Source organism: Streptomyces sp. 130, assembly GCF_007096885.1.
In the GTDB taxonomy this organism is placed as follows: Bacteria; Actinomycetota; Actinomycetes; order Streptomycetales; family Streptomycetaceae; genus Streptomyces.
In genome coordinates this window covers 1-23,023 of sequence record NZ_VJNO01000062.1, presented here as the reverse complement: position 1 = coordinate 23,023, position 23,023 = coordinate 1, and the positions used below count along the sequence as shown (strand labels likewise).

Annotated in this window: 22 protein-coding genes, 1 pseudogene and 1 riboswitch; of the genes and pseudogenes, 19 read left to right on the top strand and 4 right to left on the bottom strand. The window is 72.9% G+C overall.

Going from position 1 to position 23,023, the window contains the following annotated elements:
• From lepB (FKN01_RS31035) to FKN01_RS30990, 9 genes are all read left to right on the top strand, one after another.
• Positions 1 to 616 (top strand): signal peptidase I (lepB, locus tag FKN01_RS31035; RefSeq protein WP_143625987.1); only part of this gene is annotated, 616 nt, incomplete at its 5' end.
• A gap of 49 nt (positions 617 to 665) precedes the next feature.
• Entirely contained in the window at positions 666 to 1,415 is a 750-nt protein-coding gene (gene lepB, locus FKN01_RS31030) for a signal peptidase I (protein WP_185993062.1), read from the top strand.
• On the top strand, positions 1,405 to 1,893 hold the full coding sequence (locus FKN01_RS31025) for an NUDIX hydrolase (RefSeq protein WP_143625986.1): 489 nt from the start codon (positions 1,405 to 1,407) through the stop codon (positions 1,891 to 1,893). The genes lepB (FKN01_RS31030) and FKN01_RS31025 overlap by 11 nt, the downstream gene beginning before the upstream one ends.
• A 62-nt stretch (positions 1,894 to 1,955) precedes the next feature.
• Positions 1,956 to 2,264, top strand: a complete 309-nt coding sequence (locus FKN01_RS31020; RefSeq protein ID WP_043444228.1) for a DUF2469 domain-containing protein — start codon at positions 1,956 to 1,958, stop codon at positions 2,262 to 2,264.
• Positions 2,265 to 2,348: 84 nt separating this feature from the next.
• Positions 2,349 to 2,708 carry a YraN family protein gene (locus FKN01_RS31015; RefSeq protein ID WP_018102379.1) on the top strand — a complete coding sequence of 120 codons (360 nt, stop codon included), beginning with the start codon at positions 2,349 to 2,351 and terminating at the stop codon, positions 2,706 to 2,708.
• Positions 2,708 to 4,333 (top strand): YifB family Mg chelatase-like AAA ATPase, encoded by a 1,626-nt coding sequence (locus tag FKN01_RS31010; RefSeq protein WP_143625985.1) that lies wholly within the window; start codon positions 2,708 to 2,710, stop codon positions 4,331 to 4,333. The genes FKN01_RS31015 and FKN01_RS31010 overlap by 1 nt, the downstream gene beginning before the upstream one ends.
• Before the next feature lie 365 nt (positions 4,334 to 4,698).
• On the top strand, positions 4,699 to 5,853 hold the full coding sequence (dprA, locus tag FKN01_RS31000; RefSeq protein ID WP_185993061.1) for a DNA-processing protein DprA: 1,155 nt from the start codon (positions 4,699 to 4,701) through the stop codon (positions 5,851 to 5,853).
• Between the two features lie 287 nt (positions 5,854 to 6,140).
• Entirely contained in the window at positions 6,141 to 6,977 is an 837-nt protein-coding gene (whiG, locus tag FKN01_RS30995) for an RNA polymerase sigma factor WhiG (RefSeq protein ID WP_143625984.1), read from the top strand.
• Positions 6,978 to 7,092: 115 nt separating this feature from the next.
• Positions 7,093 to 7,665, top strand: coding sequence for a TetR/AcrR family transcriptional regulator (locus FKN01_RS30990; protein ID WP_143625989.1), 573 nt, complete (start codon positions 7,093 to 7,095; stop codon positions 7,663 to 7,665).
• Between the two features lie 218 nt (positions 7,666 to 7,883).
• On the opposite strand, the pseudogene FKN01_RS30985 reads toward FKN01_RS30990, so the two are convergent.
• Positions 7,884 to 8,303, bottom strand: a pseudogene (locus tag FKN01_RS30985) (peptidoglycan DD-metalloendopeptidase family protein); the annotation flags it as partial.
• 276 nt (positions 8,304 to 8,579) lie between these two features.
• Between FKN01_RS30985 and rpsB the strand changes: the two are divergent.
• The 5 genes from rpsB to FKN01_RS30960 all read left to right on the top strand — a co-directional run bounded on the left by rpsB (position 8,580) and on the right by FKN01_RS30960 (position 13,158).
• Complete coding sequence (rpsB, locus tag FKN01_RS30980; RefSeq protein ID WP_143625983.1) at positions 8,580 to 9,482, top strand: 30S ribosomal protein S2; 903 nt, start codon at positions 8,580 to 8,582, stop codon at positions 9,480 to 9,482.
• Positions 9,483 to 9,579: 97 nt separating this feature from the next.
• Positions 9,580 to 10,416 carry a translation elongation factor Ts gene (tsf, locus tag FKN01_RS30975; protein ID WP_143625982.1) on the top strand — a complete coding sequence of 279 codons (837 nt, stop codon included), beginning with the start codon at positions 9,580 to 9,582 and terminating at the stop codon, positions 10,414 to 10,416.
• A 156-nt stretch (positions 10,417 to 10,572) separates the two neighbouring features.
• On the top strand, positions 10,573 to 11,349 hold the full coding sequence (gene pyrH / locus FKN01_RS30970; protein ID WP_143625981.1) for a UMP kinase: 777 nt from the start codon (positions 10,573 to 10,575) through the stop codon (positions 11,347 to 11,349).
• A 157-nt stretch (positions 11,350 to 11,506) separates the two neighbouring features.
• The gene (frr, locus tag FKN01_RS30965) at positions 11,507 to 12,064 is read left to right on the top strand and encodes a ribosome recycling factor (protein WP_018102371.1); all 558 of its coding nucleotides are present in this window, start codon (positions 11,507 to 11,509) and stop codon (positions 12,062 to 12,064) included.
• Positions 12,064 to 13,158: a phosphatidate cytidylyltransferase gene (locus tag FKN01_RS30960; RefSeq protein ID WP_143625980.1), complete on the top strand. Its 1,095-nt coding sequence runs from the start codon at positions 12,064 to 12,066 to the stop codon at positions 13,156 to 13,158. The genes frr and FKN01_RS30960 overlap by 1 nt, the downstream gene beginning before the upstream one ends.
• A gap of 64 nt (positions 13,159 to 13,222) precedes the next feature.
• Here the strand turns inward: FKN01_RS30960 and FKN01_RS30955 are convergent, their stop codons facing one another.
• Positions 13,223 to 13,750, bottom strand: coding sequence for a hypothetical protein (locus tag FKN01_RS30955; RefSeq protein ID WP_143625979.1), 528 nt, complete (start codon positions 13,748 to 13,750; stop codon positions 13,223 to 13,225).
• Positions 13,751 to 13,866: 116 nt separating this feature from the next.
• On the opposite strand from FKN01_RS30955, the gene rlmN reads away from it, so the two are divergent.
• From rlmN to FKN01_RS30935, 4 genes are all read left to right on the top strand, one after another.
• On the top strand, positions 13,867 to 14,973 hold the full coding sequence (gene rlmN / locus FKN01_RS30950) for a 23S rRNA (adenine(2503)-C(2))-methyltransferase RlmN (RefSeq protein WP_143625978.1): 1,107 nt from the start codon (positions 13,867 to 13,869) through the stop codon (positions 14,971 to 14,973).
• A gap of 71 nt (positions 14,974 to 15,044) precedes the next feature.
• Positions 15,045 to 15,161: riboswitch (TPP riboswitch) on the top strand.
• Positions 15,162 to 15,245: 84 nt separating this feature from the next.
• Entirely contained in the window at positions 15,246 to 16,349 is a 1,104-nt protein-coding gene (locus tag FKN01_RS30945; protein WP_143625977.1) for a thiamine ABC transporter substrate binding subunit, read from the top strand.
• An 86-nt stretch (positions 16,350 to 16,435) separates the two neighbouring features.
• Positions 16,436 to 18,040, top strand: a complete 1,605-nt coding sequence (locus tag FKN01_RS30940; RefSeq protein ID WP_143625976.1) for an iron ABC transporter permease — start codon at positions 16,436 to 16,438, stop codon at positions 18,038 to 18,040.
• Between the two features lie 3 nt (positions 18,041 to 18,043).
• Entirely contained in the window at positions 18,044 to 19,069 is a 1,026-nt protein-coding gene (locus FKN01_RS30935) for an ABC transporter ATP-binding protein (protein ID WP_143625975.1), read from the top strand.
• A gap of 186 nt (positions 19,070 to 19,255) precedes the next feature.
• On the opposite strand, the gene FKN01_RS30930 is transcribed toward FKN01_RS30935, so the two are convergent.
• Positions 19,256 to 20,437, bottom strand: coding sequence for a hypothetical protein (locus FKN01_RS30930; protein ID WP_185993060.1), 1,182 nt, complete (start codon positions 20,435 to 20,437; stop codon positions 19,256 to 19,258).
• Positions 20,419 to 21,156: an ABC transporter ATP-binding protein gene (locus tag FKN01_RS30925; protein WP_143625974.1), complete on the bottom strand. Its 738-nt coding sequence runs from the start codon at positions 21,154 to 21,156 to the stop codon at positions 20,419 to 20,421. Before FKN01_RS30925 ends, FKN01_RS30930 begins: the two co-directional genes overlap by 19 nt.
• Before the next feature lie 255 nt (positions 21,157 to 21,411).
• On the opposite strand from FKN01_RS30925, the gene FKN01_RS30920 reads away from it, so the two are divergent.
• On the top strand, positions 21,412 to 22,851 hold the full coding sequence (locus FKN01_RS30920) for a gamma-aminobutyraldehyde dehydrogenase (protein ID WP_143625973.1): 1,440 nt from the start codon (positions 21,412 to 21,414) through the stop codon (positions 22,849 to 22,851).
• Positions 22,852 to 23,023 lie beyond the last annotated feature (172 nt).

Genomic DNA, 23,023 nt, shown 5'->3' with positions numbered 1-23,023 from the left:
GGTCCTGGTGGACAAGCTGACGCCGTGGTTCGGTTCGGAGCCGGAGCGCGGCGAGGTCGTCGTCTTCCACGACCCGGACGGCTGGCTGAGGGACGAGCCGACCCCCAGGCCCAACGCCGCGCAGAAGTTCCTGAGCTTCGTCGGGCTGATGCCCTCGGCCGAGGAGAAGGACCTGATCAAGCGGACGATCGCGGTCGCCGGTGACACCGTGGAGTGCAAGAAGGGCGGCCCGGTCGAGGTCAACGGCAAGGCGCTCACCGAGCCCTACGTCTTCCCCGGCAACAGCGCCTGCGACGACATGCCCTTCGGGCCGTTCAAGGTGCCCGACGGCAAGATCTGGGTGATGGGCGACCACCGCCAGGACTCGGCGGACTCCCGCTACCACACCGACGACGTCAACAAGGGCTTCGTGCCGGTGAGCCAGGTCGTGGGCCGGGCCGTGGTCGTCGCGTGGCCGGTGAACCGCTGGTCCGTGCTGTCCGTGCCGGACACCTTCGACCAGCCCGGGATCAGCGCCGCGGCCGGAGCCGCACCGGGCGCCCTGGGGCTCGCGGGCGCGGTCCCGTTCGTGCTCCGGCGCAGGAGGAGGCTGACCCGCGCGCGTACTGCCGGGTAGGGTGCCCACGCGGATCAGCGATTGTCGATCTCCGATGGGGGACGCCGGTATGGGTGCAACAGGTCGTACGGACGACGGCCGCGGCCGGCTCGGCGGCAGGCTGTCCGGGGCGGCGGTGGCCCTCGGCTGCCTGCTCTTCCTCGGCGGCTTCGTCTGGGGCGCCTTCTGCTACCAGCCGTACACCGTGCCCACCGGGTCGATGACCCCGACGGTCAACGCGGGCGACAAGGTCCTCGCCCAGCGCGTGGACGGCAGCGAGGTCCGGCGCGGCGACGTCGTGGTGTTCAAGGATCCGGAGTGGGGCGACGCCCCCATGGTGAAGCGGATCGTCGGGGTCGGCGGCGACAAGATCGCCTGCTGCGGCGATGACGGCCGCCTCACCGTCAACGGCATACCCATGGACGAACCGTATCTGCGGGCGTCCGGCCGCGCCTCGGCCCAGGACTTCACCGCCGAGGTCCCCGAGGGCCGGCTCTTCCTGCTCGGTGACGACCGCACGGTCTCCCTGGACTCCCGGGTCCACCTGGAGGACGCCGTGCACGGATCGGTGCCCCGGGACGCCGTGGAGGCCAGGCTCGACGCCGTCGCCTGGCCGCTGGGCTCCATGATCGACCGGCCCGAGGCGTTCGCCGCGCTGCCGGGCGGTGTCTCGTCGGCCGGGCCGCTGAGGCTCCAGCTGACCGCCATGGCGGCGGGCATCGTGCTCATCCTGGGCGGGGCGGCCTACGGCCCGCTCGCGGCCCGGGCCGCCCGGCCGAAGCGGAGCGCGAAGCCCGAGGCGGCCGCGGGTGTCCGCTGAGGTGCGCAGGGTCGCCCGCCTGGTACTCCTCGATCCGGACGACCGGATTCTGCTGATGCACGGCTTCGAACCGGAGGACCCCGCCCGCACCTGGTGGTTCACCCCGGGCGGCGGTCTGGAGGGCGACGAGACCCACGAGCGGGCCGCGCTGCGCGAGCTGGCCGAGGAGACCGGGATCACCGAAGCCGAACTGGGCCCGGTGATCTGGCGGCGTCGCTGCTCCTTCACCTTCGACGGCCGGCGATGGGACCAGGACGAGCGGTACTTCCTGGCCCGTACGGCACAGACCGCCACGGACACCAGCGGCCACACCTGGCTGGAACGCCGCAGTGTCACGGGGCTGAGGTGGTGGACCTCCGCCGAACTGTCGGCGGCGCGTGAGACGGTGTACCCCACCGGGCTCGCCGACCTGCTCCGGAGGCTGCTCGACGAGGGCCCTCCGCGTACGCCGGTGGACCTGGCACCCGGAAGCGGCTGAGCTCCGGGGCGCCGGAGCCCGGCGCACAATGGGGAAACGCACGGCTGAAGGGGAACATGCCAATGAGCGCCGAGGACCTCGAGAAGTACGAGACCGAGATGGAGCTGAAGCTCTACCGGGAGTACCGCGATGTCGTCGGTCTGTTCAAATTCGTGATCGAGACCGAACGGCGCTTCTACCTCACCAACGACTACGAGATGCAGGTGCACTCGGTCCAGGGCGAGGTGTTCTTCGAGGTGTCCATGGCGGACGCCTGGGTCTGGGACATGTACCGGCCCGCCCGGTTCGTGAAGCAGGTACGGGTACTGACGTTCAAGGACGTCAACATCGAGGAGCTCAACAAGAGCGATCTCGAACTTCCGGGTGGCTGAGTTATCCACAATCGCCCGCTTGTCCACCAAGATCCACTGAAATAGGGCGGACGCGTCAGAGTCGGTGCCGGAGGTGGTGCCGATATGAACGCACGGGGGGCTCTCGGGCGGTACGGCGAGGACCTGGCGGCGCGGCTGCTGGCCGACGCCGGCATGTCCGTCCTGGAACGGAACTGGCGCTGTCGCGCCGGTGAGATCGACATCGTCGCGATGGACGGGGACGCGCTCGTCATCTGCGAGGTGAAGACCCGCAGGTCGGGTGCGTACGAACATCCGATGGCCGCGGTCACCCCGGCCAAGGCCGAGCGGTTGCGCCGGCTGGCCGCGCTCTGGCTGGAGCGGCACGGCGGCCCGCCGCCGGGCGGGGTGCGCATCGACCTGGTCGGGGTGGTGCTGCCCGAGCGCGGCGCACCTCTGGCCGAGCACGCGCGGGGGGTGGCCTGATGGGGTTCGCACGTGCCTGCTCGGTCGCCCTGGTCGGCGTCGAGGGCGTGGTGGTGGAGGTCCAGGCGGACCTGGAGGCCGGTGTGGCGGCGTTCACACTGGTGGGGCTGCCCGACAAGAGCCTGGTGGAGAGCAGGGACCGGGTCAGGGCGGCGGTGGTCAACTCCGGGGCTGAGTGGCCGCAGAAGAAGCTCACGGTGGGGCTGTCGCCGGCCTCGGTGCCCAAGGGCGGCTCGGGCTTCGATCTGGCCGTGGCGTGCGCGGTCCTGGGGGCGGCGGAGCGGATCGACCCCCGGTCGATCGCCGATGTGGTGATGATCGGGGAGCTGGGGCTCGACGGCCGGGTGCGCCCCGTCCGGGGGGTGCTGCCCGCCGTCCTCGCGGCGGCCGACGCCGGGTACCGCCAGGTGGTCGTCCCGGAACAGACCGCGGGCGAGGCGGCCCTCGTCCCCGGTGTCTCCGTCCTCGGGGTGCGCAGCCTGCGGCAGCTGATCGCGGTGCTGTGCGACGAACCGGTGCCGGACGAAGGGCGGCCCGACGAGGCGGGGCGCCCCGATCCGTCGCTCGCGGGGCTGCTGGTGCCCGGCGCCGGACTGGGCACCGGCCTCTCCCGGGGCCCGGCTGCGGGGGACGGCGCCCGGCCGGACCTGGCGGACGTGTCGGGCCAGCAGCAGCCGCGCATGGCCCTGGAGGTCGCCGCGGCCGGCGGCCACCACCTGCTGCTGACCGGCCCGCCGGGCGCCGGCAAGACCATGCTGGCCGAGCGCATGCCCGCGATTCTGCCGCCGCTCACCCGGCAGGAGTCCCTGGAGGTGACCGCCGTCCACTCGGTGGCCGGCATCCTGCCGCCGGGCGAGCCCCTGATCGCCCGGGCGCCGTACTGCGCTCCGCACCACTCGGCGACCATGCAGTCGCTGATCGGCGGGGGCAACGGACTGCCCAGACCGGGAGCCGTCTCGCTCGCCCACCGCGGAATCCTCTTTCTGGACGAGGCGCCGGAGTTCTCCGTGAAGACGCTGGACGCGCTGCGCCAGCCCCTGGAGTCCGGTCACGTCGTGGTGGCCCGCAGCGCGGGGGTGGTGCGGCTGCCTGCCCGGTTCCTGATGGTGCTCGCCGCCAACCCGTGCCCCTGCGGGCGGCACTCCCTGAGCGGTGACGGCTGCGACTGCCCGCCGTCGGCGGTCCGGCGCTATCAGGCCAGGCTCTCCGGGCCGCTGCTCGACCGGGTGGACCTCCGGGTGGCCGTGGCCCCGGTCACGCGCGAGGACCTGATGGGCCGGGGCGGCCGGGGCGAGTCCACGGCGACCGTCGCCGCCCGGGTGCGGGAGGCCCGGGAGCGTGCGGCCGAACGGCTGGCCGGCACGCCCTGGACGACCAACAGCGAGGTGCCGGGACACGAGCTGCGGACGCGGCTGGCCGCGGCCCCGGGCGCGCTGATGGCGGCCGAGCGGGACATGGAGCGCGGGCTGCTCACGGCCCGGGGCCTGGACCGGGTGCTGCGGGTGGCGTGGACGGTCGCGGACCTGCGCGGCGCGGCCCGCCCCGACGCGTCGGACGTGGCCGCCGCCCTGGAGCTGCGCGGCGGCATCCCGCGCGGGGTGCCGCTGGGGGCGGGGGCGCCATGACGAGCCACGGGGGAGCCCCGCTCGGCTACGGCGCGTGGGCGGCGGACCGGGGCCCCGGCCCTGGCCCTGGCCCCGGTCCTGGCCTCGGCCCTGGTCCTGGTCCCGGCCCTGGCCTCGGCCCTGGTCCTGGTCCTGGTCCCGGCCCTGGCCCTGGCCTCGGCCCTGGCCCTGGCCCTGGCCTCGGCCCTGGTCCTGGTCCTGGTCCCGGCCCTGGCCTCGGCCCTGGTCCCAGCCCTGGCCCCGGCCCCGGCTCTGGTCCTGGTCCTGGCCCTGGCCCCGGCTTCGGTCCCGGCCTTGGCCCCGGCCCCGATCCCGGTCCCGGCCCGCGCCTGGGCCCCGGCGCGGCCCCGGATGCCGGCGGCGGCGTGGAGGCGTCGGAGCGGCTGGCGCGGGCGGCGTTGACCCGGGTGCTGGAGCCGGGCGACGAGCGGGGCGGGCGGTGGCTGCGGGAGTGCGGCGCGGTCGGGCTGTGGAGGCGCATCACGGACCCGGCCGGGGAGGCGGAGCGGCTGCGCGGCATGACGGTGCGGAGGCTCGCGGGCTACCGGCTGCGGGCCGCCCGGGCGGACCCGGAGCGGGACCTGGCCGACATCGCCGCGATCGGCGGGCGCTTCGTCTGCCCCGGAGACCGCGAGTGGCCGACGCAGCTGGACGACCTGGGCGACGCGCGGCCGACCGGGCTGTGGGTGCGGGGCGGGCCCGACCTGCGGCTCTGGGCGCTGCGCTCGGTCGCCGTGGTCGGCGCCCGCGCCTGCACCCCGTACGGGGCGCACATGGCGACGACGCTGGGCGCGGGGCTCGCGGAGCGCGGCTGGGTGGTGGCCTCGGGCGCCGCCTTCGGGGTGGACGGCGCGGCGCACCGGGGCGCGCTGGCGGCGGGCGGGGCGACGATCGCGGTGCTGGCCTGCGGGGTGGACGTGGCCTATCCGCCGGGGCACGCCGAGCTGATCGCGCGGGTGGCCGGGCAGGGGCTCGTCATCGGTGAGCTGCCGCCGTCCGAGCACCCGACGCGGAGCCGGTTCGTCCTGCGGAACAGGGTGATCGCCGCGCTGACGCGGGGGACGGTGGTCGTGGAGGCGGAGTACCGCAGCGGTTCGCTGGTGACGGCGCGGGTCGCGCAGCGGCTGGGGCGTTTCACCATGGGGGTCCCGGGGCCGGCCACCAGCGGCCTGTCGGCCGGTGTCCACGAACTCCTGCGCGGGGAAGGCGTGCTGGTGACGGACGCCGCCGAAGTGGCCGAGCTGGTGGGCGACATGGGAGACCTGGCACCGTCCAGGAGCGGCCCGGTGGTGGCCCGGGACCTGCTCGACACCGTCGCCGGGCGGGTGCTGGACGCCCTTCCGGCACGGGCCGCCGTCGATGTCCGGGAGGTGGCGCGGGGCGCCGGGACCAGCGCCGACGAGGCCCTCGGCAAGCTGTACGAACTGCACTCACTGGGATACGTCGAACGTGAGGGCGAGGGATGGAGGTTGACGCGGAGGGCGACTTGCCGGGACGGCGTGCGGCGAGGCGGTTCTTGACCCGGGGCATTCGGGTGAAAAGGTGATGCCGATGACCTCGGCGGACGCTTCGACGGTGGCTCCGGGGCCGGTGCCTGCGGCGACGGCCCCGGGACCCGACGTGTCCGCGCCCCTGCGGGCTGTCATGTCCGCGGTCGGATGGCGCGTCATCCCCGCAGGCCCGGGAGTGCCCGGCCGCCATCCTCTATCCTGCGCGCACCGCGACAGCTCAGTCACGCTACGCTCACAAGGATTCCGCCCCAGAGACAAGTCCCAGTACTTCACGGCAGAACGGCTCAAGGCACCACATGCCCCAGCACACCTCCGGGTCTGACCGCGCGGCAGTACCACCGGCTGCGCGTGGCACTGTGCGCCCTCCCGCCCCGTCCTCGCTCGACGAGTTGTGGCGCTCGTACAAGACGACCGGTGACGGGCGGCTGCGGGAGCAGCTGATCCTGCACTACTCACCCCTGGTCAAGTACGTCGCCGGGCGGGTGAGCGTGGGCCTGCCGTCCAACGTCGAGCAGGCGGACTTCGTCTCGTCCGGGGTGTTCGGGCTGATCGACGCGATCGAGAAGTTCGACATCGAACGGGCCATCAAGTTCGAGACGTACGCGATCACCCGCATCCGGGGCGCGATGATCGACGAACTCCGGGCGCTGGACTGGATCCCGCGCTCCGTCCGGCAGAAGGCGCGCGCCGTCGAACGCGCCTACGCGACGCTGGAGGCGCAGCTGCGCCGCACCCCGTCGGAGGCGGAGGTCGCGGCGGAGATGGGCGTCACGCTGGACGATCTGCACGCCGTCTTCAGCCAGTTGTCCCTGGCCAACGTGGTCGCACTGGAGGAGCTGCTGCACGTCGGCGGCGAGGGCGGCGACCGGCTGAGCCTGATGGACACGCTGGAGGACACCGCCGCCGACGACCCGGTGGAGGTGGCGGAGGACCGGGAGCTGAGACGCCTGCTCGCCCGGGCGATCAACACCCTCCCGGACCGTGAGAAGACGGTCGTCACGCTCTACTACTACGAGGGCCTGACCCTCGCCGAGATCGGCAACGTCCTCGGGGTCACCGAGAGCAGGGTGAGCCAGATCCACACCAAGTCGGTGCTCCAGCTCCGCGCGAAGCTGGCGGACGCCGGGCGCTGAGCGGGCCCGCCGCCGGGGCCCGCCCCTGCCGCGGCCGGCCTTCTCCGCCCGAGGGCGTACCTCTCGGCGGCCGCCGCCGTAGAGTGGAGCCGTGCCCAGGATTCGAGCGGCCTCCGTGGCCGAGCACCGGACCATGCAGCGCGGCGCCCTCCTGGACGCAGCGCGCTCCCTGCTGTCCGAAGGGGGCACGGAAGCTCTGACCTTCCCCGCCCTCGCCGAACGCACGGGCCTCGCCCGGTCCTCCGTCTACGAGTACTTCCGCTCCCGCGCCGCCGTCGTGGAGGAGCTCTGCGCCGTCGACTTCCCCGTCTGGGCGGCCGAGGTGGAGAGCGCGATGGAGCGGGCGGGGACGCCCGAGGAGAAGATCGAGGCGTACGTGCGGCGCCAGCTCGACCTGGTCGGGGACCGGCGCCACCGGGCCGTGGTCGCGATCTCCGCCAGCGAACTGGACGCGGGTGCCCGCGAGAAGATCCGGGCCGCGCACGGCGGGCTCATCGCCATGATCGTGGAAGCGCTCGGCGACCTCGGCCACGCGGAGCCCCGCCTCGCGGCCATGCTGCTGCAGGGCTCCGTGGACGCCGCCGTCCGGCGTATCGAGCTGACCGTGGCGGAGGAGCCCGGCGTCGTCGCCGACACCGCCGTCGCCATGATCCTCGACGGCGTCCGCGGCACCGGCACCCGCGGCTGACCCCGCCGCCACCACGGCACGGCGAGCACCACCAGCAGAGCGGGCGCGAGTGCCCCGTGCGCGACCGGCGCCCCCGACGTCTCCGGCAGCGGCACCCCGTACACCGGCAGCAGGCGCGAGGGGCCGCGCCGCAGCAGCGACGGCGGCAGCAGTGACAGCGGGTCCAGGTACGCCTCCGCCCGGCGCAGCCCCCAGTGCAGACAGCCCGCCGCGCAGTGGAACGGCCCCGCCGCCAGCACGGCCACCACCTGCCCCGCCGCCACCTCGTCGCCCTCCGCGACCAGCGGGCGCACCGGCTCGTACGTCGTCCGCAGCGGCGGGCCGCCCGTCCCCGCGAGCTCCACGGAGAGCACTCCCCGCCCGGCGACCGCCCCCGCGAACGAGACCCGGCCCGCGGCGGCGGCCAGCACCTCGGCGCCCGGCGCGGCGGCCAGGTCCACCCCCCGGTGGCCCGGACCGTACGGCCCGGCGGGCGGCTCCCACCCCCGTAACACCGAAGGCCGCCCGGCCAGTGGCCAGACCCGGTCGCCGGTGTCCGCCGCCACGGCCGCGCCCGGCCACCCGCCCCACGCCACCAGCGCGGCGAGCGCGACGGCCCAGGGCGCCCACCACCGCACCCGTTCGCATGTGATTCGCATGGCACCACCGTCCTCCGGGCCCCGCCCGCGTGGGGGTCCTGAGCCGGATCTGTGGACTACCGGCCGGTTGTGGACAGCGCCGTCACCCGGGACCCGGACGGTCCCGTACACTTCTTCTGGCGACCCGGGTCACCGGGTCGACTTCGCACGCCCCGCCACCACCCGTTCAGCGGAGGTGGCCGCGCCCCTCGGTCCCTTGCGGCACGGCGCGTCGGGGCGTCAGGCGCGACAGCAATCCTGCTGCCGCGACAACCGAGAAAACCAAGGAGTACGGCCATGGCCGTCGTCACGATGCGGGAGCTGCTGGAAAGCGGCGTCCACTTCGGTCACCAGACCCGTCGCTGGAACCCGAAGATGAAGCGCTTCATCTTCACCGAGCGCAACGGCATCTACATCATCGACCTGCTCCAGTCGCTGTCGTACATCGACCGCGCCTACGAGTTCGTCAAGGAGACCGTCGCGCACGGCGGCTCCATCATGTTCGTGGGTACCAAGAAGCAGGCCCAGGAGGCCATCGCCGAGCAGGCGACGCGCGTCGGCATGCCGTACGTCAACCAGCGCTGGCTCGGTGGCATGCTCACCAACTTCTCCACCGTCTACAAGCGCCTCCAGCGCCTGAAGGAGCTGGAGCTCATCGACTTCGAGGACGTGGCCGCCTCCGGCCTCACCAAGAAGGAGCTCCTGGTCCTCTCCCGCGAGAAGGCCAAGCTGGAGAAGACCCTCGGTGGTATCCGCGAGATGCAGAAGGTGCCGAGCGCCGTCTGGGTCGTCGACACCAAGAAGGAGCACATCGCCGTCGGTGAGGCGCGCAAGCTCCACATCCCGGTCGTCGCGATCCTCGACACCAACTGCGACCCCGACGAGGTCGACTACAAGATTCCGGGCAACGACGACGCGATCCGCTCCGTCACCCTGCTCACCCGCGTGATCGCCGACGCCGTCGCCGAGGGCCTCATCGCCCGCTCCGGCGCCGCCACCGGCGACTCGAAGCCGGGCGAGAAGGCCGCCGGCGAGCCCCTCGCCGAGTGGGAGCGCGACCTGCTCGAGGGCGACAAGAAGGCCGACGCCGAGGTCCAGTCCTCCGTCGAGACCGAGAAGGACGCCGCCGCCGACGCGGAGCCGGCCGCCATCGCCGCCGAGCAGGCCGAGGCCCCGGCCGCGGACGCCGAGCAGGCCTGACACCCGTCACGGCTGAAGACGGCGGGGGCCGGTGCACCGGCACCGCCCCCGCCGTCCACCCGTAGATCTTTCAGACTTCGAGAGAGAACACAGACTCATGGCGAACTACACCGCCGCTGACGTCAAGAAGCTCCGCGAGCTCACCGGCGCCGGCATGATGGACTGCAAGAAGGCGCTCGACGAGGCCGACGGCAACGTCGACGGCGCCGTCGAGGCGCTGCGCATCAAGGGCCAGAAGGGCGTCGCCAAGCGCGAGGGCCGTTCCGCCGAGAACGGCGCGGTCGTCTCCCTCGTCTCCGAGGACAAGACCTCCGGCGTCCTCGTCGAGCTGAAGTGCGAGACCGACTTCGTCGCCAAGGGCGACAAGTTCCAGGCCGTCGCGAACGCGCTGGCCGCGCACGTCGCCGCGACCTCCCCGGCCGACATCGAGGCGCTGCTCGCCTCCGAGATCGAGCCCGGCAAGACCGTCCAGGCGTACGTGGACGAGGCCAACGCCAACCTCGGCGAGAAGATCGTCCTGGACCGCTTCGCGCAGTTCCAGGGTGCCTTCGTCTCGGTCTACATGCACCGCACCATGCCCGACCTGCCCCCGCAGATCGGCGTCATGGTCGAGCTGGACAAGGCCGACGCCGACCTGGCCAAGGGCCTCGCCCAGCACATCGCCGCCTTCGCGCCGAAGTACCTCTCCCGCGAGGACGTCCCGGCCGAGGTCGTCGAGGCCGAGCGCCGCGTCGCCGAGGAGACCACCCGCGCCGAGGGCAAGCCCGAGGCCGCCCTCCCGAAGATCGTCGAGGGCCGGGTCAACGGCTTCTTCAAGGAGGCCACCCTCCTCGGCCAGCCGTACGCGCTGGACAACAAGAAGTCGGTCCAGAAGGTTCTGGACGAGGCCGGTGTCACCCTGAAGCGCTTCACGCGCATCAAGGTCGGCATCTGAGTCCGTCCGCGAAAAACGGCGGACCCGGTAGGGTCTGGTGCAGTCGTCGGCCGCACACCGCCGTACGACCGCAGATCTGACGAGGAGGCCATTGCCGCAAGGGACACCAGACCCACCGGCAATGGCCTTCTTCGTATGTGCACGAGGAGAAACCCCATGAACAAGGGCGCGGACGCCGCCAAAGACGACGACAAGCGCGAGGACGGCAAGGTGCGCGGACGCTTCATGCTGAAGCTGTCCGGAGAGGCCTTCGCCGGCGGCGGGGGCCTCGGAGTCGACCCCGACGTCGTGCACGCCATCGCCCGGGAGATCGCCGCGGTCGTCCGGGACGGCGCGGAGATCGCGGTCGTCATCGGCGGCGGCAACTTCTTCCGCGGCGCCGAGCTCCAGCAGCGGGGCATGGACCGGGCGCGCTCCGACTACATGGGCATGCTCGGCACCGTGATGAACTGCCTCGCCCTCCAGGACTTCCTGGAGAAGGAGGGCATCGACTCCCGCGTCCAGACCGCCATCACCATGGGCCAGGTCGCGGAGCCGTACATCCCGCTGCGCGCCGTGCGGCACCTGGAGAAGGGCCGCGTCGTGATCTTCGGCGCGGGCATGGGCATGCCCTACTTCTCCACCGACACCACCGCCGCCCAGCGCGCCCTGGAGATCGACGCCGAGGCGCTGCTCATGGGGAAGAACGGAGTGGACGGGGTCTACGACTCCGACCCGAAGACCAACCCCGCCGCGGTCAAGTTCGACGCGCTGGAGTACAGCGAGGTGCTCGCCCGCGACCTCAAGGTCGCCGACGCCACCGCCATCACGCTCTGCCGTGACAACGAGCTGCCGATCCTCGTCTTCGAGCTCACCACCGCGGGCAATATCGCCCGCGCCGTCAAGGGTGAGAAGATCGGCACGCTCGTGAGCGACCAGGACACCCGCGCCTGACCACGGGCGCGTCCACCGGTGAGGCCCGGTGGAACAGGGGCGCGGGACCGCCCCGGAAGATGGACAACGGCCTGCCGGTCCGACACCGTGCAGGTGAGGACGCGACGCAGGACCCGCCGGGCCCGCCGGGCCCGTTCACAACACGCAGGAGCACGTGGTGATCGAAGAAACCCTCCTCGAGGCCGAGGAGAAGATGGAGAAGGCCGTCGTCGTCGCGAAAGAGGACTTCGCCGCGATCCGTACCGGCCGTGCGCACCCGGCGATGTTCAACAAGATCGTCGCCGACTACTACGGCGCGCCGACCCCGATCAACCAGCTGGCCTCGTTCTCGGTGCCCGAGCCCCGTATGGCCGTCGTGACGCCGTTCGACAAGACCGCGCTGCGCAACATCGAGCAGGCCATCCGCGACTCGGACCTCGGGGTCAACCCGAGCAACGACGGCAACATCATCCGGGTCAACTTCCCCGAGCTGACCGAGGAGCGCCGCCGCGACTACATCAAGGTCGCCAAGACCAAGGCCGAGGACTCCAAGATCTCGATCCGGGCCGTCCGCCGCAAGGCCAAGGAAGCGCTCGACAAGCTGGTCAAGGACAAGGAGTCCGGCGAGGACGAGGTGCGCCGCGCCGAGAAGGAGCTCGACGACACCACCGCGAAGTACGTCGCACAGGTGGACGAGCTGCTGAAGCACAAGGAAGCCGAGCTGCTCGAAGTCTGATGAACGACTCTTCCTGGGGCGCTCCGCAGGGCGCCGGCCACCGGGTCGCGCCGGAGATGCAGGGCGCTGCGGCGGGTCCTGCCTACGATGTGCACGACGCCCAGCAGACTCGGCCCATGCCCATCGTGCCGGACGTTCCCGACGCAGGTAGAGACGCTGAAGACCGTGATCACCGGGACCAGGGGGCCGGACGCCTGAGCGGCGGCCCCCTGTTCCGCGACGAGAAGCCGCAGGAGCCCATGCCGACCGCGCCGCCGCCGCCCCCGCCTCCGCAGAAGAAGCGCGCGGGCCGGGACCTCGGGGCGGCCATAGGGGTCGGCCTGGGACTCGGCGCCCTGGTCGTCGTCTCGCTCTTCGTCGTCAAAAAGGTCTTCGTCGGCGTGATCGTGCTCGCCGTCGTGGTCGGCCTCTGGGAGCTCACCTCCCGCCTGGAGGAGCGCAAGGGCATCAAGGCGCCCCTCGTGCCGCTCGCGGTCGGCGGCGCCGCCATGGTCGTCGCCGGGTACGCGCGCGGGGCCGAGGGCGCCTGGATCGCCATGGCCCTGACCGCCCTGGCAGTGCTCGTCTGGCGGATGGCCCAGCCGCCCGCGGACTACCTCAGGGACGTCACCGCGGGCATCTTCGCCGCGTTCTACGTACCCTTCCTCGCCACCTTCGTCGCCCTGCTCCTGACCGCCGACGACGGCCCGGAGCGGGTGCTGACCTTCCTGCTGCTGACCGTGGTCAGCGACACGGGGGCGTACGCGGTGGGCTGGCGGTTCGGCAAGCACAAGCTGGCTCCGCGCATCAGCCCCGGCAAGACCCGCGAGGGCCTGTTCGGGGCGGTCACCTTCGCCATGGTGGCCGGTGCGCTGTGCATGCAGTTCCTGATCGACGACGGTTCCTGGTGGCAGGGGCTGCTGCTGGGCCTCGCGGTCGCGGCCAGCGCCACCCTGGGCGACCTGGGCGAGTCGATGATCAAGAGGGACCTCGGGATCAAGGACATGGGCACGCTGCTGCCCGGCCACGGCGGGATCATGGACCGGCTGGACTCGCTGCTGCCGACCGCCCCGGTGGTCTGGCTGCTGCTCGTGCTGTTCGTCGGCTCCGGCTGAGACCGGCCGCACACATGGCTGAGGGGCCACCGCTCGCGAGCGGTGGCCCCTCAGCCATGTGGCGTCAGCCCTGTTCGCGCAGCGCCGACCGCATGTCGCGGTAGCGGGACACCGCCCGGCGGCGGGCCCACAGGAGCCAGACGCAGAACGCCACCACGAAGACGGCGAAGAACAGGGAGTACCCGAGGGCCCCGCCGGTGAAGCCCAGGACGAGCAGACCGACCGCGACCAGGCCCATGGCGCCCAGCCAGTACGGCAGCCACCGCTCGCCCCGCTCGACGCGGCCCAGCTGGTCGTCGACCAGCCGCCGCATCACCGCCCGCTCCTGCGGGTCGCGCGGTACCTCGTGGTGGCGGATCTTGCGCATGAGGCCGGCGACGGCGCCCGGTGAGGCACCCGTGACCCGGCTCATATGACGCCGCTGGAGGCCGGCGGCCACCACGACGACGACGGTGTAGACGGCGCCCTGGACCAGCCACATGGCCGGGGGCTCGTCGCGGCGTAACAGCGCGTTCAGGCCCACACCGAGTCCGAAGACCACCAGGCCCTGCCCGGTCAGGCTGTCGCTGAACCAGTGTTTGACGGTGTGCACGGCACCTACCTCCTGCGGCGGCTGCGGAACTCTCCGTGCTGCCCCGGTTACCCCGTAAGCCGCGCCTCACCACGACGCGGGGGGCACCTCCGCGCGTCTGCCACACTGGAAGAACCATGCCTAAGCCCGGAGAACTCACTTTCGTCGCGCCCCGCGGAGCCAAGAAGCCGCCGCGGCACCTCGCCGACCTCACGCCCGCCGAGCGCAGGGAGGCCGTCGCCGCGATCGGCGAGAAGCCGTTCCGCGCCCAGCAGCTCTCGCAGCACTACTTCGCGCGGTACGCGCACGACCCGGCCGAGTGGACCAACATCCCGGCCGGCTCGCGGGACAAGCTCGCCGAGGCGATGTTCCCCGACCTGATGTCCGTCGTCCGGCACATCAGCTGCGACGACGACACCACCCGTAAGACCCTGTGGAAGCTGCACGACGGGACGCTGGTCGAGTCCGTCCTGATGCGCTACCCGGAGCGGGTCACGATGTGCATCTCCTCGCAGGCCGGCTGCGGGATGAACTGCCCGTTCTGCGCGACCGGGCAGGCCGGTCTCGACCGCAACCTGTCGACCGCGGAGATCGTCCACCAGATCGTGGACGGCATGCGGGCGCTGCGCGACGGCGAGGTCCCCGGCGGCCCCGCCCGGCTCTCCAACATCGTGTTCATGGGCATGGGCGAGCCGCTGGCCAACTACAACCGCGTCGTCGGCGCGATCCGCCGGCTGACCGACCCCGAGCCCGACGGCCTCGGCCTCTCGCAGCGCGGGATCACCGTGTCGACCGTCGGCCTGGTGCCCGCCATGCTGCGGTTCGCCGACGAGGGCTTCAAGTGCCGCCTCGCGGTCTCGCTGCACGCCCCGGACGACGAGCTGCGCGACACCCTCGTGCCGGTGAACACCCGGTGGAAGGTGCGCGAGGTGCTGGACGCCGCGTGGGAGTACGCGGAGAAGTCCGGCCGCCGCGTCTCCATCGAGTACGCCCTGATCCGCGACATCAACGACCAGGCGTGGCGCGGCGACCTGCTGGGCCGCCTCCTCAAGGGCAAGCGGGTCCACGTCAACCTCATCCCGCTGAACCCGACGCCCGGTTCCAAGTGGACCGCCTCGCGGCCGGAGGACGAGCGGGCCTTCGTGGAGGCCATCGCGAGCCACGGCGTGCCGGTCACCGTCCGCGACACCCGGGGCCAGGAGATCGACGGCGCCTGCGGGCAGCTGGCGGCCTCCGAGCGCTGAGGACGGGCGGCCGTCGGTGCCCGGCACCGCGGCTGGAAACGGCCGTGTAGCCTGGGGCCGAAATCAACTGCATATTCCGACAGGGGAGCGCCACAGCGCTGAGAGTGCGGCACCGAGGACAGGCTGGCCGCAGACCCTCTGAACCTCGCCCGGGTCATTCCGGGTAGGAAGTTCGGACCATACTCAAGCTGTTGCGCCCTGCCCGCTTCCGGCTCCGGCCGGTGTGCGGGCAGGGCCGCGTCTCTTCCTGGTCACTCCAGGAGGAATCACACATGAGCACCACCCAGAAGGCCGCGGTGGCGGCCGTCGCCGCCGCGCTCGGCCTCACCGCGCTGGCCGGCTGCGGAAGTTCCGACGACTCGGCTTCCGGTTCCGGTTCCACCGAGGGCGCCGGTTCCAAGACCGTCACGCTCGTCAGCCACGACTCCTTCAACGTCTCCAAGGACGTGCTGAAGGAGTTCACCCGCGAGACCGGTTACACCGTCAAGGTCCTCAAGAGCGGGGACGCGGGCGCCGCCCTGAACCAGGAGATCCTGACCAAGGGCTCCCCGCGCGGCGACGTGTTCTTCGGCGTCGACAACACCCTGCTGTCGCGCGCCCTGGACAACGGCCTGTTCACCCCGTACGAGGCCAAGGGCCTGGACCGGGTGCCGGCCGACGTCCAGCTGGACGCGGAGAAGCACCGGGTCACCCCGGTCGACACCGGCGACATCTGCGTCAACTACGACAAGAAGTACTTCGCCGACAAGAAGCTCGCGCCGCCGAAGACCTTCGCCGACCTGGCGAAGCCGGCGTACAAGGACCTGCTGGTCACCGAGAACGCCGCGACCTCCTCGCCCGGCCTCGGCTTCCTCCTCGGTACCGTCGCCGCCTTCGGCGAGGACGGCTACCAGGACTACTGGAAGAAGCTGAAGGACAACGGCGTCAAGGTCGTGGACGGCTGGGAGCAGGCGTACAACGAGGAGTTCTCCGGCTCGGCCGGCGGCAAGAAGGCCAAGGCCGACCGCCCGCTCGTCGTCAGCTACGCCTCCAGCCCGCCCGTCGAGGTGCTGTACGCGGACCCGCGGCCGAAGACCGCGCCCACCGGGGTCGCCACCGGGACGTGCTTCCGGCAGATCGAGTTCGCCGGTCTGCTGGACGGCGCGAAGAACGAGGCGGGCGGCAAGGCCCTGCTGGACTTCCTGATCGGCAAGAAGTTCCAGGAGGACATGCCGCTCTCCATGTTCGTCAGCCCGGTCGCGAAGGACGCGAAGGTGCCGGACCTCTTCACGAAGTTCGGCGCGACCGCGGAGAATCCGGCCACCGTCGCCCCCGGCACCATCGCCGAGAACCGTGAGCAGTGGGTCCAGTCGTGGTCCTCGCTCGTAGTGAAGTAGCGAAGACTCCCGTACGCGGCCCGGGCGCGCGCGGGAGGCCGGCACGCGCCCGGGCCCGGCGCGGGGCCGCGGTGCGGCTCGGCCTGATGGCCGTGCCCGTCGCGTTCTTCGCCGTCTTCTTCGCCTATCCGGTCGCCGCGATCGTGGGCCGGGGGCTCAGGGCGGACGGCGTCTGGCAGTTCGGCAGGTTCGGCGAGGTGCTGGCCCGGCCGGAGATCCGGGACGTCCTCTGGTTCACGCTGTGGCAGGCGCTCGCCTCGACCGCGCTGACCCTGCTGGTCGCGCTGCCCGGCGCCTATGTCTTCGCGCGGTTCGACTTCCCCGGCAAGCAGGTGCTGCGGGCCGTGGTCACGGTGCCGTTCGTGCTGCCGACCGTCGTCGTGGGCACCGCCTTCCTCGCGCTGCTCGGACGCGGCGGGCTGCTGGACGAGCTGTGGGGCGTACGGCTCGACACCACCGTGTGGGCGATCCTGCTGGCGCACGTCTTCTTCAACTACGCGGTCGTCGTCCGGACCGTCGGCGGGCTCTGGGCGCAGCTCGACCCGCGCCAGGAAGAGGCCGCCCGGGTGCTCGGCGCGAGCAGGTTCACCGCCTGGCGGCGCGTCACGCTGCCCGCGCTCGCCCCGGCCGTGGCCGCCGCCGCCCTGATGGTCTTCCTCTTCACCTTCACCTCCTTCGGGGTCGTGCAGATCCTCGGCGGCCCCGGCTTCTCCACGCTGGAGGTGGAGATCTACCGGCAGACCGCGCAGCTGCTCGCCCTGCCCACGGCCGCCGTGCTGACGCTCGTGCAGTTCGCCGCCGTCGGCGCGATCCTCGCCGTGCACGCCTGGACCGTACGCCGCAGGGAGCGCGCGCTGAAGCTGGTCGACCCGGCGGTGACCGCGCGCAGGCCGCACGGGACCGGGCAGTGGACGCTGCTCGCCGGGGTCCTGCTGAGCGTGCTGCTGCTGGTCCTGCTGCCGCTCGCGGTGCTCGTGGAACGTTCGCTGGGGGGCTCCGGCCTCGCCTACTACCGCGCGCTCACCTCGGCGGACGCCAACAGCGGTACGTTCCTGGTCGCGCCCATCGAGGCCATCGGGAACTCCCTGCGCTACGCCCTCGTCGCGACCCTCATCGCCCTCGTCGTCGGCGGGCTCGCCGCCGCCGCGCTCACCCGGCGGGCGGGGCGGCTCGTCCGGGGCTTCGACGCGCTGCTGATGCTGCCGCTCGGGGTCTCCGCGGTCACCGTCGGCTTCGGCTTCCTGATCACCCTGGACAAGCCGCCGCTGGACCTCCGGACGTCCTGGATTCTGGTGCCGCTCGCCCAGGCGCTGGTCGGGGTGCCCTTCGTCGTACGGACCATGCTGCCGGTGCTGCGATCGGTGGACGCGCGGTTGCGCGAGGCGGCGGCGGTGCTGGGCGCCTCGCCGCTGCGGGCCTGGCGCGAGGTGGACCTCCCGCTCGTACGGCGGGCGCTGCTGGTCGCCGCCGGGTTCGCGTTCGCCGTGTCGCTGGGGGAGTTCGGCGCGACCGTGTTCATCGCGCGGCCCGACAACCCGACGCTGCCGGTGGCCGTGGCCCGGCTCCTCGGCCGGTCCGGGGACCTCAACTACGGCCAGGCCATGGCCCTCAGCACCATCCTGATGCTCGTGTGCGCGGTGTCGCTGCTGCTGCTCGAACGCATCCGCACCGACCGATCCGGGGAGTTCTGAACGATGCTGACGCTCGAATCGGCCACCGTCCGCTTCGGCGACCGGGCCGCGCTCGACGGGGTCGACCTGGAGGTCGCCGACCACGAGACCGTCTGCGTCCTCGGGCCGAGCGGCAGCGGCAAGTCCACCCTGCTGCGCCTGGTCGCCGGACTCCAGGAGCCGGACGGCGGCCGGGTCCTGCTGGACGGCACCGACCAGGACGGCATCCCGGTCCACCGGCGCGGCCTCGGCCTGATGTTCCAGGACCACCAGCTCTTCCCGCACCGCGACGTCGGCGCCAACGTCGCCTTCGGCCTGCGGATGCGCGGGGCCGGCCGGGGCGAACAGGACCGCCGGGTGGCCGAACTCCTCGACCTCGTGGGCCTCCCCGGCGCCGAACGCCGCGCCGTGGCCGCGCTCTCCGGCGGCGAGCAGCAGCGCGTCGCCCTCGCCCGGGCCCTCGCCCCCCGGCCCCGGCTGCTGATGCTCGACGAGCCCCTGGGCCAGCTGGACCGCAGCCTGCGCGAACGGCTCGTCGTGGAGCTGCGCGCCCTCTTCGGCCGCCTCGGCACCACCGTGCTCGCCGTCACCCACGACCAGGGCGAGGCGTTCGCGCTGGCCGACCGGGTCGTCGTGATGCGCGAGGGCCGCGTCGCCCAGGTGGGCACCCCGCTGGAGGTGTGGCAGCGCCCCGCCTCCGCCTTCGTGGCCCGGTTCCTGGGCTTCGACAACGTGGTCGAGGCGACCGTCGAGGGAGAGGCGGCGGACACGGCCTGGGGCGAGGTGCCGGTGCCGGCGGGGTCACCGCAGGGCGCGTGCGACCTGCTGGTGCGGCCGGCCGGGGTGAGGATCGGCGGGCCGGAGAAGGGGCTGCGCTGCGTCGTGGGCACGCTCACCTTCCGGGGCAGCCATGTCGCCGTGACCCTGCACCCGGAGCGCGGTCCGGTGCTGGAGGCGGAGTGCCCGCTGCGCGGGACGCCGGAGGAGGGCGAGCGGGTGGGCGTCACCTTCGACGCGGCGGAGTGCGTGGTGCTGCCGGCGCTGTTCTGAGGTCAGGCCGCCCGGCGGACCGCTCGGACCAGTGCGCCGGGGTCGTCGGCGTGCACGCTCTGATGCCCGTCCAGGTTCATCACGCGGCTCATGCTACGAAACGCTCATCCGATCGGACGGGTGTCCGTGAACGCGAAACCGGCCGGGCAGGACGCCCGGCCGGTCCGTGGTCGCGCCGCGCCGCGCTCAGGGGGTCAGCGGCAGGGCGGCCAGCTCGGCGATCGCCCAGGTGAGGGGCGCGAAGAGGACCAGCAGCGCCACCGCGCGCAAGGCGGTCGCCGCGCGCAGCGCCGAGGCCGGCGCCCCGAGCCGCAGCAGCGCCCTCGCCGTCTCGGCCCGGGCCTGCCGGGCCTCCAGGGCCGACGTCAGCAGCGTCGCCGTGGTGCACCCGACGACGAGCACCGCCCCCAGGGCCGTGAGCGGGCCGAACGGCCGGGGGCCCGCCCCGTACAGCGCGAAGGCGGCGATGACGCCCGAGAGGACCGCGCAGACGATGCCGAGGGGGCGGCCGATCCGGCGCGCCTCGTCCATCAGGACCCGGCCGGCCAGCAGGCGTACGGCCCCGGGCCGGACCGACTGGAGCAGCTTGCCGCACAAGTGGGTCAGGCCGGGGCCCGCCGTGGCCAGGCCGATCGCCGTGAGCGTCCAGCCGACGAGCACCGAGGCCGGGGTGGTGTCCAGCTTGCCGGGGAGCGGGAAGGGAGTGCCCGCCGTGCCCCGGCTCGCGTACGCCTCGACGGCGAGACCGGCGGCGGTCAGGGCGACGCCCCAGGGCAGACCGGCCGGTGGCGCGGCGGGGGCGGGGATCTCCTCGCCGGGCACCGGGTCGCCGCCGTCGTCCGTCTCGCGCGCGGCCCCCGCGGGCCGGCCGCGCAGCGCCAGCGCACTGGCCGTCGCGGCAGCCGCCGGCACCAGGGCCAGCAGGACCAGCACGGCCGCGACGGGCAGCGACGCGCCGGCCCCGAGCAGGTCGGCGGCGGCACCGTCGAACGGCAGCCCGGACAGGTCGCCGCGCAGATGGAGGAAGAAGAGCAGCGCCACCGCGGAGCCCAGGGTGCACGAGACGGCGGTCGAGACCGCGGCGAGCACGCTGAGCTTCACCGGGCCGAGGCCCACGGCGGACAGCCCGCTGCGCGGCCGGGTGCTCGGGTCCGTACGGGCCACCGCGACGGCGAACTGAACGGTCGCGGCCAGCGGGACGAAGCACCACAGCAGCCGCAGCACCGCACCCGCCGAGTGGGGGTGCGCGGCGGTGTAGCCGAGGGTGCACAGGAGGAGGAAGCCGACCCCGGCGGAGGCCGCCGCGACCAGCAGCCGCCGCAGCAGGACCAGCGGATGGGAACCGCGGGCTAGACGGAGAGCGAGCACGCCGCGCGCCCCTCCGGATCGGCTTCGGCGGACAGCCGGACGGTGGAGACGCGGCGCCCGTCGAGCAGGGGCACCACGCGGTCGGCGAGCGCGGCGATCTCGGCGTCGTGGGTGGCGAGCACCACCGTGATTCCGTGCGAGCGGGCGGCACTGGTCAGCGTCCGCAGGACGTGCGTGCGGTCCGTGCGGTGCAGCGTCGCGGTCGGCTCGTCGGCGAAGATGACCGCGGGCCCGGTGGCCAGCGCGCGGGCCACGGCGATCCGCTGGCGCTGGCTCTGCCGGAGGGTGTGCGGGCGCTTCTTGGCGCAGGTGCCGATGTCCAGGCGCTCCAGCCACTCCATGGCGGCCTTCCTGGCCTCCCGGTGCGAGGCGCCGCGCAGCAGGAGCGGCAGGGCGGTGTTCTCCCAGGTGTTCAGCTCCGGGACGAGCTGGGGTTCGGGGGCGATCCAGCCGAACTTGTCGCGGCGCAGCCGCTCGCGCAGCCTCGGCCCCATCGTGTGCACGGGCACGCTGTTGAACCAGACCTCGCCCTGCTCGGGCACGAGCTGGCCGGAGAGGCAGTGCAGCAGCGTCGTCTTGCCGCTGCCGCGCGGACCGGTCACCGCGAGGATCTCGCCGTCGCGGATGCCCAGGGAGACCCCGCCGAGCGCGGGCGAGCCGTTGTGGGAGTGCTGCAGGGAACGCGCCCAGATCACATCGTTGTCCGGCGGGGCCACCATGGCGTACACCTCGGTTCAGATCAGATATCCCGTCCCCCGTACGGGGGAACGAAGAGGGGGCCGATCGGTCACTCGGCACCGTAAGGATTCGGATCGCGGTGAGCGCACAGCACGCGGCCCGGGCCCGCCTCTTCCCACTCGATCGGCCGCATCCGGACCGCTCCGGGCCCCGGGGCCGCCTGGCCCGGCACAGCACAACGGCGCCCGACTACGCTGGGCGTCTCACCCATTGGACATACATGAGGAGGGGTGGCCGTGACCGCCGAGGTACGCCGTCTGCGCAACTACATCAACGGGGAGTTCCGGGACGCCGCCGACGGGCGGACGATCGACGTGGTCAACCCGGTGACCGAGGAGGTCTACGCGACCTCGCCGCTCTCCGGCCCCGCCGACGTCGACGCCGCGATGGCCGCCGCCGCGGCGGCGTTCCCCGCCTGGCGCGACGCCACACCGGCCGAGCGCCAGCGCGCCCTGCTCAAGATCGCGGACGCGTTCGAGGAGCGGGCCGAGGACCTCATCGCCGCCGAGTCGGAGAACACCGGCAAGCCGATCGCGCTGACCCGCACCGAAGAGATCCCGCCGATGGTGGACCAGATCCGGTTCTTCGCGGGCGCCGCCCGGCTCCTGGAGGGGCGCTCGGCCGGCGAGTACATGGAGGGGCTGACCTCCATCGTGCGGCGCGAGCCGGTCGGCGTCTGCGCCCAGGTCGCACCGTGGAACTACCCCATGATGATGGCCGTCTGGAAGTTCGCCCCGGCGCTCGCCGCGGGCAACACCGTCGTCATCAAGCCGTCCGACACCACGCCCGCCTCGACCGTGCTGATCGCCGAGATCATCGGGCAGATCCTGCCCAAGGGCGTCTTCAACGTCATCTGCGGCGACCGCGACACCGGCCGCGCGATGGTCGAGCACCGGACCCCCGCGATGGCCTCCATCACCGGATCGGTGCGGGCCGGCATGCAGGTCGCCGAGTCGGCCGCCAAGGACGTCAAGCGGGTCCACCTGGAGCTCGGCGGCAAGGCGCCCGTCGTCGTCTTCGAGGACACCGACATCGCCAAGGCCGTCGAGGACATCTCGGTCGCGGGCTACTTCAACGCCGGCCAGGACTGCACGGCCGCCACGCGCGTGCTGGTCCACGAGTCCGTCCACGACGAGTTCGTCACCGCGCTCGCCAAGGCCGCCGCCGACACGAAGACCGGCCTGCCGGACGACGAGGACGTGCTCTACGGCCCGCTCAACAACGCCAACCAGCTGGCCCAGGTCAGCGGCTTCATCGAGCGCCTTCCCGCCCACGCCCGGGTCGAGGCGGGCGGCCACCGGGTCGGTGACAAGGGCTACTTCTACGCCCCGACCGTCGTCTCCGGGCTCAAGCAGGACGACGAGATCATCCAGCACGAGGTCTTCGGCCCGGTCATCACCGTCCAGTCGTTCCGCGACGAGGCACAGGCCGTGGAGTGGGCGAACGGCGTCGAGTACGCCCTCGCCTCCTCGGTGTGGACCAAGGACCACGCGCGCGCCATGCGGATGTCGAAGAACCTGGACTTCGGCTGCGTCTGGATCAACACCCACATCCCGCTGGTCGCCGAGATGCCGCACGGCGGTTTCAAGAAGTCCGGTTACGGCAAGGACCTCTCGGCCTACGGCTTCGAGGACTACACGCGCATCAAGCACGTGATGACGTCCATCGAGGGCTGAGCGACCCCCCGCGGGGCCGGGGGGGGGGGGGGGGGGGGGGGGGCGGGGGGCGGGGGGGGGGGGCGGGGGGGGGGGGGCGGGGGGGGGGGGGGGGGGGGGGGGGGGGGGGGGGGGGGGGCGGGGGGGGGGCGGGGGGGCGCGGGGGGGGGGGGAGGCAGGGGAGGCGCCCGGC

Excerpts from the sequence above, each read along its gene's own strand:
- lepB (WP_185993062.1), top strand. The coding sequence starts at position 666 with ATGGGTGCAACAGGTCGTACGGACGACGGCCGCGGCCGGCTCGGCGGC.
- FKN01_RS31020 (WP_043444228.1), top strand. The coding sequence starts at position 1,956 with ATGAGCGCCGAGGACCTCGAGAAGTACGAGACCGAGATGGAGCTGAAG.
- FKN01_RS31015 (WP_018102379.1), top strand. The coding sequence starts at position 2,349 with ATGAACGCACGGGGGGCTCTCGGGCGGTACGGCGAGGACCTGGCGGCG.
- FKN01_RS31010 (WP_143625985.1), top strand. The coding sequence starts at position 2,708 with ATGGGGTTCGCACGTGCCTGCTCGGTCGCCCTGGTCGGCGTCGAGGGC.
- whiG (WP_143625984.1), top strand. The coding sequence starts at position 6,141 with ATGCCCCAGCACACCTCCGGGTCTGACCGCGCGGCAGTACCACCGGCT.
- rpsB (WP_143625983.1), top strand. The coding sequence starts at position 8,580 with ATGGCCGTCGTCACGATGCGGGAGCTGCTGGAAAGCGGCGTCCACTTC.
- tsf (WP_143625982.1), top strand. The coding sequence starts at position 9,580 with ATGGCGAACTACACCGCCGCTGACGTCAAGAAGCTCCGCGAGCTCACC.
- pyrH (WP_143625981.1), top strand. The coding sequence starts at position 10,573 with ATGAACAAGGGCGCGGACGCCGCCAAAGACGACGACAAGCGCGAGGAC.
- FKN01_RS30960 (WP_143625980.1), top strand. The coding sequence starts at position 12,064 with ATGAACGACTCTTCCTGGGGCGCTCCGCAGGGCGCCGGCCACCGGGTC.
- rlmN (WP_143625978.1), top strand. The coding sequence starts at position 13,867 with ATGCCTAAGCCCGGAGAACTCACTTTCGTCGCGCCCCGCGGAGCCAAG.
- FKN01_RS30945 (WP_143625977.1), top strand. The coding sequence starts at position 15,246 with ATGAGCACCACCCAGAAGGCCGCGGTGGCGGCCGTCGCCGCCGCGCTC.
- FKN01_RS30940 (WP_143625976.1), top strand. The coding sequence starts at position 16,436 with ATGGCCGTGCCCGTCGCGTTCTTCGCCGTCTTCTTCGCCTATCCGGTC.
- FKN01_RS30935 (WP_143625975.1), top strand. The coding sequence starts at position 18,044 with ATGCTGACGCTCGAATCGGCCACCGTCCGCTTCGGCGACCGGGCCGCG.
- FKN01_RS30925 (WP_143625974.1), bottom strand. The coding sequence starts at position 21,156 with ATGGTGGCCCCGCCGGACAACGATGTGATCTGGGCGCGTTCCCTGCAG.